Annotated in this window: 11 protein-coding genes and 1 pseudogene; 1 reads left to right on the top strand and 11 read right to left on the bottom strand. The window is 26.6% G+C overall.

Annotated elements, in window-relative coordinates; all coding sequences use genetic code 11:
- The 3 genes from BVC87_RS22365 to BVC87_RS22355 form a co-directional block, all read right to left on the bottom strand.
- The coding region (locus BVC87_RS22365) for a hypothetical protein (RefSeq protein ID WP_143569888.1) at positions 1-440 on the bottom strand (440 nt) is incomplete at its 3' end.
- Positions 441-446: 6 nt separating this feature from the next.
- Complete coding sequence (locus BVC87_RS22360) at positions 447-797, bottom strand: hypothetical protein (RefSeq protein ID WP_075344630.1); 351 nt, start codon at positions 795-797, stop codon at positions 447-449.
- A gap of 331 nt (positions 798-1,128) precedes the next feature.
- Entirely contained in the window at positions 1,129-1,530 is a 402-nt protein-coding gene (locus tag BVC87_RS22355) for a hypothetical protein (protein ID WP_075344629.1), read from the bottom strand.
- Between the two features lie 111 nt (positions 1,531-1,641).
- On the opposite strand from BVC87_RS22355, the gene BVC87_RS22350 reads away from it, so the two are divergent.
- A complete protein-coding gene (locus BVC87_RS22350; protein ID WP_143569887.1) occupies positions 1,642-3,117 on the top strand; it encodes a hypothetical protein in 1,476 nt (491 codons plus the stop codon).
- 91 nt (positions 3,118-3,208) lie between these two features.
- Here the strand turns inward: BVC87_RS22350 and BVC87_RS22345 are convergent, their stop codons facing one another.
- The 8 genes and pseudogenes from BVC87_RS22345 to BVC87_RS23605 form a co-directional block, all read right to left on the bottom strand.
- A complete protein-coding gene (locus BVC87_RS22345) occupies positions 3,209-4,186 on the bottom strand; it encodes an HNH endonuclease (RefSeq protein WP_075344627.1) in 978 nt (325 codons plus the stop codon).
- Positions 4,170-6,377 carry an AAA family ATPase gene (locus BVC87_RS22340; protein WP_075344626.1) on the bottom strand — a complete coding sequence of 736 codons (2,208 nt, stop codon included), beginning with the start codon at positions 6,375-6,377 and terminating at the stop codon, positions 4,170-4,172. The genes BVC87_RS22345 and BVC87_RS22340 overlap by 17 nt, the downstream gene beginning before the upstream one ends.
- Before the next feature lie 11 nt (positions 6,378-6,388).
- Complete coding sequence (locus BVC87_RS22335; RefSeq protein WP_075344625.1) at positions 6,389-7,330, bottom strand: hypothetical protein; 942 nt, start codon at positions 7,328-7,330, stop codon at positions 6,389-6,391.
- Positions 7,323-10,610 (bottom strand): rhoptry family protein, encoded by a 3,288-nt coding sequence (locus tag BVC87_RS22330; protein WP_075344624.1) that lies wholly within the window; start codon positions 10,608-10,610, stop codon positions 7,323-7,325. The genes BVC87_RS22335 and BVC87_RS22330 overlap by 8 nt, the downstream gene beginning before the upstream one ends.
- Positions 10,600-11,280, bottom strand: coding sequence for a chromosome partition protein MukE (locus BVC87_RS22325; protein ID WP_075344623.1), 681 nt, complete (start codon positions 11,278-11,280; stop codon positions 10,600-10,602). Before BVC87_RS22325 ends, BVC87_RS22330 begins: the two co-directional genes overlap by 11 nt.
- Positions 11,253-12,572: a hypothetical protein gene (locus BVC87_RS22320; protein WP_075344622.1), complete on the bottom strand. Its 1,320-nt coding sequence runs from the start codon at positions 12,570-12,572 to the stop codon at positions 11,253-11,255. The genes BVC87_RS22325 and BVC87_RS22320 overlap by 28 nt, the downstream gene beginning before the upstream one ends.
- Before the next feature lie 8 nt (positions 12,573-12,580).
- Positions 12,581-14,596 carry an AAA family ATPase gene (locus BVC87_RS22315; protein WP_075344621.1) on the bottom strand — a complete coding sequence of 672 codons (2,016 nt, stop codon included), beginning with the start codon at positions 14,594-14,596 and terminating at the stop codon, positions 12,581-12,583.
- Positions 14,581-15,172, bottom strand: a pseudogene (locus BVC87_RS23605) (TOPRIM nucleotidyl transferase/hydrolase domain-containing protein); the annotation flags it as partial. The pseudogene BVC87_RS23605 and the gene BVC87_RS22315, both read right to left, overlap by 16 nt.

Raw genomic sequence — 15,172 nt, 5'->3', positions numbered from 1 at the left:
CAGGTAAACATACCTATTTTGAAAAATCTTGGTACAACAGGTCTCTTGCATAAGAAATCTTTTACCAAAGGCTTAATAAGCATTGATCCTGTGAACAGTATAGCCGTAGTACCCCAACTCATGTATTTTGCCTTTTCTGGCGAAATACCTATTACTTTCTTAAAAATAATCTGAGACAATAATATCTCTGTAAACAAAGCACAAACTACGGCTAATAATAAAAAAACAGCATCTATAACATTTGCCTGAAAAAGTTCATTCTTTTGGAACTTTTCACGTTTTGGCTTTTCAAACTTTTTAATTTTTTCAAAATCTTTCGTTTTTAAAATCCCTAATAAGGGAGTAATATATTCATCTGTAAGCCATTCTATCCATTTTAAAATCGCTGCATATAGTCGTACATCTTCAGCGACACTTTTTTTATGAAATCTATTATTCATGATCTTTTATTTTTTGTTTTGACATTCTTTCTTTTGAGATGTTGATGTATCCATTTTTATAAGGCTGTTATAATCTTCATCTACTTTTAAAAACTTTTTTACTGCTAGATTGTAATCTGCTAACTTCTTAGCTGTTTTTTCTTCTAAATCACAACAGGCAGAGTTTAATACTTCTATATTTTTAGTGATATCAAAGGTTACCAAACGTAACTTTGAAATACCAACCGTAATTCTATAACTATTTCCTAAAGACTTTGCTTTTCGTACACACGCTGAAAGCTCTGTATCTAGTATATCATAGACTTCTCGATCCTTTTTAGGACGAAGCCAATATTTGAAATTTGTAAAAAATCGCATATTTTTGTTTTCTTTTAAAAATCTCTGAAGCCACATTGCTTCAGAGATTTTGTTTTAATTTTAGTTTTTTAGTTCCTTTTACTGGAACTCTATTCGCTTTCATTGCGAATATTTTTTCTACATATTTGAATCTTGTTTTATTGTTCTATTTGCAACTAGAAACAGGTTAATACTCAAATCAGAATTCGTGATTTACTTTTTCAATTATATGGAGGTATATAGCTCCATATAATCCTAATGTAAAATTAGATCAGAGGTCTAAAAAGTGAATTACCGAATATGTGAATAATATTGGAAGATTATATGCAGATTACATTATTCTCAACGTAAACTAATCAATACAATCATATTGATAACCTAAACCACTCTTTATAAAATTATATGCATGTATATTAGATTGTTTTTTTACTGAAATTATGCTTTCTATCTTTTTTATTGTAACAATATTATCTTCTGGAAGAATTAAAGCTCTAACCTCAAACATTATTCTATTCTGAAGATCATAAAATCTTTGTTGAGGATACATCCCATAAAATTCTGAAGAAGCATCACCATACATCTCTTTTCTACTTTCTACAATAGATAATATCTTGTTTCTGATAAATTCTAATCCTTCTTTTTGAATTAATTCCTCTACCTCTTCTGTTGGTTGAAAAACTCCATTAAAATCACAAGTCCCCTCTCTTCGATTTGGAACATATAGAAACCGGTCTTCAAATGTTTTAATTCTCATAAGTCGATTTTTAACTTATTTTATTATTTTGTCAATATGAATTTTTGGTCTATAGAAAAAAAGAAAGCTCTTCTTAAATTATTGAAGCTCCACAAAGAAAGAAGAGAAAATATGAAAGGAAATTTATTAGAACATGTAGAGTCTAATCTAATAACAATTAAAGAATGTTATAATAAAATCCTAAAAAACAAAAAAGGAATACTAGATCATAGTGATTATTTAGAATATCTTACTTATAAGAACCAAGAAATTTTTCAAAAATATTTATCAGAGAATTATCGTTCTTTTTTGACCGATCAATCAATACCTAATACACATAAATATGCTAATAGTTTAACCTTTGTCACAAGAATAGAAAATAATGATTTAAAAAATTATGAAGCGATTGAAAATTTTAATCAATTAGAAATTCAAAAAAAAATCAAAAATGTAGGAGATAGTAAACTAGACTATTACGCAAGTAGAGTAGGCTTTGAAGGTTTTTTAGACGCTTATCAATATCAATTTAACCTTCAGGACAAAAAGGAAACTATATGTGAAGATAATTTTGGTAGAGAAAGTTATCTGACATTTACAATACCTCCTGATTTACCGCAAGAAAAACTTGATAAAATAAAGCTTAGTTTAAAAGAATTTGGAATATCCGAATTTAAATATTTTGACAAAAAGAAGGAAATTAATATTGGAGATATTAGTAATCAATTATCTAAAGATATTGAAGGTGAAATTGAATTAATTGAAGAGGAAATATCTAAATCATTAGGACTAATTATCAAAAAAGCCAAGCAACTATTTCCAAATGAAAAAGTTAAAGTTCTATTAGGCAAACAAAGCAAAAATAAGAATAAGAAATTCCCCGAAAACTATTTTAAATTTCTAAGAAGAGTTTATTCTAATAGGAGTTCATCATACATTAGCTTCCAAGAAGAAATGATTGAAAAGTATGGAGTAACCATTGATTTAATAAGAGCTTTTGATGATCTAAATAGACTAAATTTTGAGGGTGCCATCAAGAGTTTAACTTCTCATGTATATAAGAACACTAGTAATAAAGAAAAAGTAATAACACTCTTAATAAAACTTCATATAAATAATCATGATTTTGTAAAAGCTAAAGAACTTAATAATGTCTTATTAAAAAATTACAAGAAAAATCCATCTCACAAAGTTTTACAACTTTTTTTAGAATTAAAAATTTCAGAAAGTTATCCAAATCAAACAAAAAGATCAATTTGGTTTTTTGCTTTAGAAACTATCAAAAGTGCTTTAACGAAAAAATCTGACAACTATATATATTGGTCTGTGTTAGGTCAAATAAAACAAAAACTTAATACTGATAGCACCCATATATATGAATGTTTTGATAATGCTATCAAAAATGGGAGCAAAAATATAGATGACTATATTAATTTAGCTTACTATCATTGGATTATTTTAGATTATAAAAATGTAAAACAAATATTAGAGTTATATATAGAGAAAAGAATTTATAAGTGTAATAAACATACTTTTATCCTGAAAGTACTAGCATATATAGCATTCAAAGAAGAGGATTATCAGAAAGGTTTTGAGTATTTAAATAAATAATTGTTGTACCTATGCAGTTAAAAAGACTTATTTTTTTGTAAAATCTCTTTGTTCACACATATGTAGTATATACAAGAATTGATTACATTTTTTATTCTTCTCGAATTAAATTAAGTTGCTTTGCTATATCCATTACAATTTTACTCATTGGTCTTTTATGGATATCTTTATCTTGTGTATAATTACCTACTAATAACCTTTTAAATAGTTCAGGGTGTAAGGATAATTTGTTAAAATTTTCATTTAAACTTTTCAAGTAAGACTTATTATAAATTTGACTTTTAATAATTAGTTCTTCTATCAAGTCTTTCTGAGTTTCATATATACTTTCTATATGAAAAACATCATTAAATTTCTTAGCTATAGGATCATTATACGTAGGTTCAGAAAAGGAAAAATTAATTTCTTGAGCATCTCTAGTAGTTAAATACTTAGATTTAGAATATGAACTCATTTTAAAATTATATTTAGATTTTGTTGTTTTCTTAGAATCCAGTGTATATAATTCAAATTCAATCTTATTGTTACTTTTTAGTCTATTACAAGATGCACAAGCTGGGTATAAGTTAAACAGTGAAATACTTAGAAATGGATATTTATCTCTTGAATAATAATGGTCAACATCAAATTTAGCGGAATAAGTTCCGTTAGATTTGACAGCAGTTATTGATAACTGTGAGTTACAATACACACATGACTTAATCCCTAACTCTTTAAAATATATTGGATAAAATATTCCTCTTAAATATTTATAATTAAGAGCATCGAGTATAAATTTTTTAAGAGTTTTTTTAGGTTTTCCGTTTTTATAAAATCTAGAATTTGGAGGAATACTACCGATCAATACTATAAGGTTTTCTATAGTATTTGGGACACACTCTATAATCTTTATTGAAGAGTTTTTTTCAAACAATCTTATTACTGATCTTAGATAATTCTTTTCAGCTGTATTAAATTGATTTTTATTAATCTTTTTTAATTTGGTTAGTGCGTTCTCTCTTTGATTTTCTATCTCTATTTTAAAAAGCGACTGAACGTATAACACTTTATTTTCATGAATCGCTATCATCTCTTAATTTTTCTAATTTTTTTATTTGCTCATTTATAAATGTATTCTTTGAATTTTTAAATGTTTCAGTATACAAATCCATTAAGCTCATATATAAAATAGGTTCACCTACAATATTTATAATTCCTTTACATTCTTTTTCTAACTCTTCTATATTTTGATTCTCTATTTCTTCTTTTTTCTGATTTTTTTTCATGATTTCTATAACATCATTTATTCTGTTTTTTGCGAACTCACCCATAAAACCTTTTTTTAAAAAGAAATCATTGGCTAATAAATCATGAATATTTGCTCCAAAAGTCTGTTGTTGAATCGTTTTTATCTCACCATTCTCTAGTCTTAAAATATTTGATGATTCAATGTCTGATAAAATAAATGGAGAATGAGTTAAGTATATTAAATGAATAGATTCTATTCCTTTTTGCCCTTTAATTTTTATATTCTCTAAGGCATCTAAAATACTACTTGTTAACTCTCTTTGCATATCTGGGTGGTAATAGATTTCTACTTCATCTAAAATTATTGCTACATTTTTATATGCAATTCGTGTTATATCACTAACTTCTTCTGTAAAATGAACTGAATGTAAATTATATAAATGATATGTAATTGTATTAATATTAAAGATTATTTGTTGCTCACCAGAGCTTAGTTCACTTAATTGTATAGTTTTTTCCTTATCTACAGATATTTCAAAATCAATATTAAAAAAGCCGGGTAAAGCATAATCCATTAGTAAAGAAGGTGTAAGTGCCTCTTCTTTCAATCCACATTCATTTATCCAAGATTTTAAATCATCTGGAGTAAATTCCTTGTATGAGTAATTCCCATCTTTATTCCATATAGAGTTTTGGTTATGAGTAAACTTAATAAAGTTAATAGTTTGCCTTAATTTTCTAGTGATATGACTTTTATCATTTCTTAAAAAAGCCATAAACTTAATATGGTTATGATTTAAATTTTTATCTCTAAACAAATGGGAGTAATTGTTTTTTATTCGATCTATTTTTTTTTCTAAGTAACCAAGAGCATAATCTTGATAATTTGTATACTTTTTTAAGTAGCTATCACCTAACTTAGAACGAACCAGTTTTACAGATTTTAAATTATCAAAATCATCAATATCTAAATATTTTGTATTGGAGTATTTTAATTTTTCATCTTGATCAATAAAACCAGCTCTCTTAATTAATTCAAAATCTTGTTTAGTAAAAAATAGAAATTTTTTGAGTTTATATTTTCCCAATACAAATAACTTCTTATTCTTTACTACGTCATAAGATAAATTAGACATTACACGTTCTTTAGATAAGTGTAATTCTCTATTTATATTAAAATTACCCTCATCTCTCATTGGATTTATAACTACAGGTGTGGCATAACCATCATTTTTATGAAATAAACTATTAATCCAGTTACCTATAACTTTAGAATTCAATGAATGATGCGAATAATTTAAACATATTGAATAGAAAAAAGGTTCAAAAAAGAAATCATCTTTCTTTTTCGGTTTACCTTCTGAGGTATATTCATAGAATTCAAGTTTACCTTTAGAAAAAACAATAGAATTAATTCCTTCAGATGTACTATATATAACACTAACTGAAAGTTTTTTTTTGATTAAATTTTGTAGTTCAATATCATCGTTTTTTACTTGGATTAAATGTGTTAGTTTTTTTTTGAAAAGGTTTCTTGTCAAAATTGTACCATTAGTAATTCCTTGTAAATCTTTCTTATCAAACTCGAGATTATTATCGTTAATAAATTTGAATAGATCTATTGATCTTGCGTTTTTGTTTTTCTGACCATTTAGCTTTTCAAGATCTTTTTTAGCTTTTAATATTTGAGATTCTAATATTACAGAATGTTCATCTAACAATTTTTCCTTTTTATTATAAATACTTATAGCATAAACTAAGTAATATAAAAGTTCTACTAGAGCACTTTTCCCTGAGCCATTTAAACCTACAACAGCTGAAACTTCTATATTAATACCATTTTTTAGCTTATAAATATTATTATCTTCATTTTTTTTTACTCTAATAATTTTTTTAATTTTACTATTATCCTCATTAAGTTCTATTGAGTATTCATTTGTGAATTTATAGGGATTACCAATTATCAAATTTTTACTAAACTTTTCGTCACATCCTTTTAAAGGTATAATTGATAATAATCTAAAGTTACTCATTCTTCTATAATTTAATTTAAGGTCTCTTTTATCATTAACTCCAAATTTGTTGATTCTTCTTCAATCCACTGCTCATTTTGAATTAACTCATTTATGAGTAATAATTCTTTTTTAGAAAAATCTTCTAGTTTTAAACCAGATAACGTTTTAACTAAATTCCAATGGCTATAATGATACTTAATGTATGTACTAATTCTTTTATGAGGTTCATTTGGAAATAATAGATGGATATCACTATTTCTATCTTTTAATTTTGTTTTGATTCGAGAATAAATCTGTAAACCAGCTAAATCCCAATCACAAGAATAAAATATTGGTTTTAAGAGCTCCACTTCATCAATATCATCTAAAACTTTTATATTATTTCCTCCTACATACCACATTTTAACCTCTGTATTACGTGCAATCCAAGGTTGTTTTAAAAAAGACTTATTTTCACATAATACGATGGCTTTCGGGTTTTTATGATCAACTACTATCCTCCAATGGTTCTCTTTTGTATCTAAAGGAAACTGGGTAATATCTAAAATAATAAATACCGCATCTCTAACACTTTTCTTCTCTTTTAAGTATTTGGAAATATTAAAAAATTCATTTGAAAAATCTTCAATATTCGTTGGATTGTTTCTTAATTCTTCTTTGTTTTCACTAATGAGCATTAATGTTTTGACATCTTCAAGTGTAAAACTCTTTTTTGCAGTTGGTTTAATTCCATTCTTAATAAGAAATGCTTTTGCTTCGTTATAAGCCACCTTAAAATTCTTTTCATAAAATTCTTCAAACTCCTCCGTAGCTATTATAACTTTTATATTATCAGGCTTTAAATCAAGAATTCCTTTATCATTAATAAGATATTGTATATAAGGATGCTCCTGAATATTAGCTCTGGTTTTTTTAAATCGGTAGATGTCATCTAACGCCTTTAATTCTTTCCACGTAATATTCTTATCCATTTTTTATCATTCCATTTATATACTCATTAATATCTTCAAAAACCTCATCTGAAAAAATACCAAGTGGTGGAACAAAATTTTCCATATCAGCTAAATTATTTTCATTCATTATATAAATGTACTGTCCATCGTTTGTTATTTCACCAGCTGTTTCAATTGCCATCGTCACAATTTGGTACTTCTCTTCTTCAGCTAATTCATGAAGCATATCATAATTACTACCTAACCCCTCAGCTTCATCTATGGGCATTATTTTAAGTCCAACATCTTTTTCTTCAATTAAGGATAGCCTAGCTAAGCATAACAAGGCATTGGCTGTATAGGTTTGCCCATGACTTCCTGAATTAATTTCATCGTTATCAAGTTTTAGATGAAAATCTAAATCAAAGTAAGACTTTGGATTCATAAGGTCTTCTGGTTCTACTTTAGCACTACCACCAAGTTTTTGAAAAGCTTTAATCATCATTTTATTGATATCTATTTCTTCTCGAAGGTCACTAAATAATCCTGTATAATTCATCTGATTATTTAATTGCTTTCTAAAACTCGAAAGCCAATTTTCAGGATAATGAACTGATTTTTTATATGATAACGAAGCTCTATTACCTCCTGTAATACCTTTGTTTTTCTTTTTAAGATAACTGTTTATTTCATTGATTTTAGTCAAATACCCTGTATAAACTTTATACACTTGATTAAAAATATCACCAAGAATTTCAACTTTTCTTGATCCTATTTCTTGAATATCTTTAGTTAACTTATTTAATCTATCTGCAATATTATTATTGATTAAATCTTCATTCACTTTTGATGTTGGAAATACTGTTGGTAAAAGATAGTTTGCCAGTTGGCCTATTGATACAGAATCATCATATGGTGAATCCTTTGTAATCAATCGTAAATATGCCTTGTAATCTGATTTTACACTATCGGCTTTATACTTTAAAGAATTATAACCTCCCTCATCTGGATTAGTAAATTCTTCTGCTTCATTATTAAACTTTATATTAGATTTGAACAAGTCAACATTCATTCGATTTGTTTCATCTAACTCTTCTTCAGATACACTTATGTGGTCTTCTTTTTCCTTTTTAATTACTAGCAAATCTTTTCTTGATTCTAGAGTGTCATATCTTAACCCTATTAATTTAGATCTATCATTAATGTGTTTTGAATACTTTTTCTGAAAAACATCTATCTGTTTTTTTTCAAAGTTCTTCTCTTGTTCTAACAATTGTTCTTTGCTATCAACAATTCTACTTTCAATTATTGAATCATCTACATTTGAATCTTCATCGAAAAAATAAGATTCTAATTGTTTAACTCTTTTAGTATAGTTATCTAGAGTATTTTTCTTGTTTAAATGCTTTTGGTATCTACCTTTTAATTCATCATATTTTTTTTCAATTTTCTTTTCTCTTTTGTAATCGTTTAGAAGATTGTTGAATGAATCTTCTGTTATGTCTTCTAGGTCAATATGAATTTTAAACTCACTAAGTTCATCTTTACGACCATAAAGTTTAACATGCTCTTTAAGGTTACTAAATTGAAATAAGGTTTCCTTAAGTTCTCGTTTAGTTTCTATTTGTGAATTAAGGTTTTGTAACTTGCTATTAACCTTATTTTTAAACTCTACTATTGAGTTAATTAATTCCTTTGGATTATCAATATCCAAAACTCGATTTTTAGAACATTCAACAAATTCGTGTACGCCATCAAGATTAAGCCAAAAGCCTTTTTCGCTAATTTCCTTTATATTATCGTTTACTTTATTGAATAGCTCTTCTGGTTCAGGGATATATCTTTTAGAGTTTTCTTCTGAAGGTTTAACTCTACCGTATTTTTGGAAGTATATTAAAATGCTCTCAATCTCATAAGATATTGGGAACTTTAAATTTTCAGTGGCCCATCTTAAGAGCGACTCAGGGTTGTTTACATCTGAAAATTTGGATAAAGTTTCTTGTTCGTTAATTTCCTTTTCTAATTTGTCTATTTCTATAGAAAACTTCTCTTGAGCATTATCAAAATCTTTTAACCAATAGGAAGTTTCAAAATCCGTTGCTATTTCTTCATTTGTTAGATAGTCATTAAACTCTTGTAATTTATTTTTAGCATTACTTTCTTTTTTTTGAGTAAAGAACCAATCTTTAACTTTCTCCAAATCTTCATCATTAATCTTCAACCATTTTTTTACCTTTTCTACATTTAATTTAGATTGCTTTACCTCCAAAAATTTATTTTCTATATCATTCTCAAGCTCGTTCTTTTCATTAAATTCAATAATTCTTTCTTTAGTATCTAATAGTTCTTCAAGCTCTTTTATATCTAATTTAAGTATTAAGTTTTCTATAAATTGTAGTTCTAAATTAGTCTCATCAAGGTTTTTAGTATTCTTTTCTTTTTCTGTTATTGCTTTTTTCAGAAGCGTATTCCAAAAATTGAATCTCTTATTGAGGTATTTTATATAAATAGTTTTGTAGTTATTACTTTTTGTAAGAGCATCTTCTAATAAATTCCACTTTTCGTTTATAAGATTTATTTCAGCTAAATATCTTTTATGTTCATGAAAATCATTATTTATGTTATTTACCTCCTCTTTATATTTTTCTAATATTATGTTTTGTTCATCATCTCCAAAAAGGAACTTTTTTAAATTCTCCGATTCTATTTTAAAACCTTTACCTCTAGAAAATGACCTAAGTATACTAGCAAAAGTTTTTAAAGTCTCATTTTTTGTTAAATCCAATGAAAGTATATCATTGTTAAAAAGTATTTGATGATAACTTTTTCTCTTAAAAGACTTCATGTTTGCTATTTCAAACTTTTCACAAAGGTTTTTAAGTGTTTCAATTTTATTATTAATAATTAAATCCTTGGCAAGGATCGGTGTAGTAAGATTTGTTAATTCTTCCCAATCATATCCATTTTGAATTATAAACATGTCTGCCATATTACTTGTACCTTCAATATAGGCGCCAATGCTTATGTACTGCTTTGGTTTAATTTCTATATTTAAAAATATATAGCCTCTGGAAGTTGAGTTCCCTTTAGTACCCAAAAGCATTCCTTTAACATCTCGCTTTTTATTTCCATCAGTTGCAGATTTAAACTCACTTGAACCAACAAGAATTAATTGTATCATATCTGCTATCATACTTTTTCCACTACCACTTTCTCCACTGAAATCTGTTCTATAAGGGTGGAATAAATAATCCGCATTAAAATGTTGTTTAATACCTATAGTCGACAAGCTATATATACGAGGAAAATTATTCAGCATTTTTTATTTCTTTTATTAGGTCATCAATTGTTGCAATTTGTGGTTGATAAGCTACTCTCAATCTTTCAAAGGATGGCATAATCTTAAATTTATCTTTTTCATTTTCATCATCCCACACTAACCAACCTAACTCTCCAAACTTTAAGAATGATTTTCTAATTACATCTTCAAACTTTTCATCATTCATATCTGAACCTTTATCTGAAGAACTATCATTGATTAATTTTCTTAACGCATTTTTTTCCTCCTCATATTCTTCATAAAGCGTAGTTGAAAATTCAGAAATACTATCAAGTTCAATATTCCCATCTAACTTGTACATTTTTAGAAATAACATCCCTATGATTATATACTCACTTTTTAAGTACTCTCTATTATCCGAAGGAACATTACTTTTCCCATCTTCATTTAGTGCTAGGTAGTAGTATCGATTAAATTCACTACCTTCTTCTATCAGATTTAAATTGAATAAATCGCTATAGTAATTTTTTAAAGACTCAAAGTTTTCTGCCTCGTTTAGAAAGCGAAATAAATTTACATTTAAGGGATATTCCCTCTGTACGTGCACTCCACTTCTTAATACATAATCAAGTTTACCAAAGATGGAAGATGCTTTCTTTTCATAGAGAAAACTATACTTACCTATCTCTTTTGAATTTTCATTTGCCATAACGATGTTTCTTTATGTGATGAGCTAGTAAAAGCTTCTTTTTTTATTTCAATACTATACTTGTGTTTAAGTTTGGTACATCTTCTAATGATACTATGAGCAGTTTTAACTGCAATCCTAAGTTTATCTTTATCTAAAATTTTGAAAAATAATGGTGAAAAAACTAAGATGCCTTTCTCTTCTAATTCTTGAAAAGTCATATTAGTCCAATATTTCACTCTTGCTTTCTCTTGCTTCCACTTTTTCGCTTTTTCTATTAATTTTTTTTGTTTTTCGATATCAACTTGTCTTTTTGTAACTTCTACAGGCATTTTAGGACTTATATCTCTAATTGAAAGTACATTTAATTTTAGATTATGCTCCGTAGATTTTATTTGTATTCCAGAGAGGTTATCTGGAAGATGAATTCTTTTAGTATTTCTATCTCTTTTTACAAAAGAGTTATTTAATAGGTAACCAATAAATTTATTTGTTTTTCTATCAAAGTCTTTTCTATTGAAATCATATATAAACTCTCTAATTCGAGGCTTTATTTTTTCTATTCTCTTACTGATATGCTCTAATTGACTTCTAGAATTATCGTGAAAATCTTGAACTCTTTTAATATTTTCAATATGATCATATCCGCTATCTTTTTCAAGAATACCTGTCATTAGTTCGTCAATATCATAAGAAATTTGAAAAGCATTTTTAATTTTTAATGCTTGTTCTTTAATTATCTCAAGACGAAACTCTATTTCTTTTAAAATATTGAGTATGTCTTTTTCTTGTGATTTAATATTATACTGAAACTCTTGAACAGATTCATTAACTTGTTGGTCTAAAATTTCAATTTGTGAAATAAGCTCTGGCTTTCGTATCTCAAAATGATCCTCTATCCATTCATTAAAATTTTTTCGTTCTACAATATTTTCACTAAGACTTTTATACAATTCATCAAAAAACCTTTTTATTTTGGCAGGGCTATATCGTTTAATTAATCGTTTTTCAATATTTTGACACCATTCAAAACCATATTTTTTAAATTTATATGTTCTTTTAGAGTTATTACGCCATAAAAATGTTTCTTGTAACCTAAGAACAATATTGTTGTTTCTGTGATTTTCTGTTCTTGGGCTTTCATTTCCTTGATCTTTAAAAACTTTCTTTATTATTGAGATAATATTTTGTTCTGTAAACTCTTTGTCCTTATACTTATCATAGAGGGATAAGAGGATTAATCCATCATTTTTATTAGGAATTAATTTCTCATATTGAGTTTTTGCTTCTATGTAAAGATTAAAGCTATCCATCTTTATTTTTATACTTCTTTATCCAAATCAATAACATTACTTTTACCAAACCATTCTCTTGCTTTAATAATAACTTTATCAGAACAATCACCTTCATAGAAAACTACCAAATCCTCCTTTGCTCTGGTACAAGCAACGTAGAAAAGATTTAATGTTCTATCATAATACTTTTTATCTTCAGAATCTCCTTCAAAAAGAGTTTTGTAGCATACCGTTAACTGCGAAATTTTGTCTTTATTAATAACAACTAAGACATTGTCAAATTCATCTCCTTTTACACCATGTTGAGTTGAATATGAACTAAGCCCCTCTGTATAATTATAAAGATTTTCGATTTCTGAATAGCTTACTCTTTTAATTCTTTCAATTAAATAAGGATTTTTTTCAATAAACTCTGTAATTCTTGAGTCAATATTAAATAGTTCAGAAGTTTCAATATAATCTAAAATATCTTCTATTTTAGAAGAGGTAAGCAAGCATAAATTATCCATTTTATCTTTGAGAAGGATTTTATGTTTGCCTATTTGTATTTTAAAATCAACTTTTTTAATCAGCTTAATAATATCACTGTCTTTATACAACGTAATAATTTCTTGAATTTTATATAAATGCTTTATAAGAACATCTCTTTCATCATTTCTTTTATTTGAATTTGAATTTTTGCTATTTTTCTTTCCTATAAGTTTATCCTTATTAATATATGTATTAGCTAAGTTTTGAAATTCACTATTAAGAGCAGTTTCAAAAAGTTTTTTATTATTAAAAATAAAGTCACACATAGTTCTAGCAGGAAGAATTTTTTCAATTCCTGGGTGAACTTTCTTAACAGCATTTATAGCTTTTTGAGTAGTGTCTTTATTTTTTTTTTCGTTTTCAACTAATTTAAGAGCCTTTTTTATATCTAATTTTTCGTCATATTTTTTTGTAAGTCTATCTAAAAGTTCTAAAAAAGTGAGTGAGTTAATATCATCTTCTATAGGGTTTGCTTTTAAAAAATCTTTTATTCTTTTAACATATCCAGATCCTCCTATTATTTTATCTTTTTCATAGATTTGAAAAAGCGAGTTAAACTCAGCTTCTTTTGCTATTTGACTATTCCTAGTAAATAATATTTTTGTCAGAGGCTTTTCTTTGTCGTTGTCATTCTCAAAATCCCAGTTAGAACAATAATCACTTTCTAAAACTTCTTTAAGAGTTTTGTTTTTTAGTGAAGAATAAAGAAAAATTGCATTTCCTTCTTTATGAGTCCCATTCTTTTTAATGTTAGGAGAACCAATATTTTTGGCAGGCTCTTGAGTCAAACCATCGTTCCTTAATTGATTTGCTATATCTAACACCTTTCTGGGATTTCTTCTATTTAACTTTTTAGGAACTTCTTTTAATAGTTTTTGATGCTCACTAAACTCTAATTCTTCAATCTTTATCTTTCCAATCCCATCATAAATAGATTGCATACTATCTCCAAAAAGACCAATTTTTAAATCAAGTTCTTTTTTATTAAGGTAAGTCAATAAAATATCTATAACTTCTTCAGAAGTATCTTGATATTCATCAACAAAAATATAATCAAACTTATCGTTTATAATTTTCGATAGAAGTGGATGTTTTATAAAAAGAAATTTGGCTAGTTGTAAAACTTCATTATGCGAAATAACTCCCTTCTTTAAGCTTTTATATTCTAGATATTTAATTTCCTTATCTCTTGATAATTCTTCTTCAGATACATCCTCATTTAGTTCTATTATTGCATCTCTCAAATTAGTTTGAAACCCCTTTATATTATCCCATAAAAAATCATGAATTGTAGAAGCCTTTAATGAAAAAGAATTTGCTCTTTCCGTAATTTCATCAGCAGCAACATTAGTATATGTTATACATGCTATTTTTGCCTTTGGTTCTTTTTCAGTAATTCTTTGAATAAGCTCAATTAAAGTATGTGTTTTTCCACTACCAGCACCACCATTTAATAAAAAATGATTTCCTGCTGCCATTGTTGATATAATTTGATCTACTTCTGAAGCCATAGTAATCCTTCTTTTATATATGATGGAATATTCCAATTACTATAATTTTGATCACTATGATAAACTACATCTAGAGCAAAATGTGTTTTCTTTAGAATACATTTTTCGGCAAGCTCATATGCGTCTTTTTTATCTTTTCCCTCTAGATCAAATTCTCTTTTATTTTTTAATCCATTAAAAGCATCTTTATTTTTTTTGATAAAAGATAAATTAATATGTATAAAAGCATCTTCAAAACTTCTTGCATGATAGCCACTTTCTTCATGTTGAAAAGCAATACATAAATTATTATCCTTAATTAATATATTTTGAGATTTAATTAATTCTTGTACACTTTTATTAACAAAATGATTTAATGAAGAATTACTCGTGCCACTCACATTAGGATCATTCACTCGACATGATTTAGATACTATTATATCATCACCTTCTTTATTCTTTTCGCCAGTAGGAATCAATTTATTTGTGTCAATGTCAGTAATTAAAAGATACTTTACACCAACAAAATCAATGAATTTTTCAAAAATATGTGAATATGCACCTACTTCAATAACCGAAATATTTTGAGATACTAAT

It is taken from the genome of Tenacibaculum agarivorans, from assembly GCF_001936575.1.
Lineage (GTDB): Bacteria > Bacteroidota > Bacteroidia > Flavobacteriales > Flavobacteriaceae > Polaribacter > Polaribacter agarivorans.
This window is presented reverse-complemented; position numbering and strand designations above follow the sequence as displayed.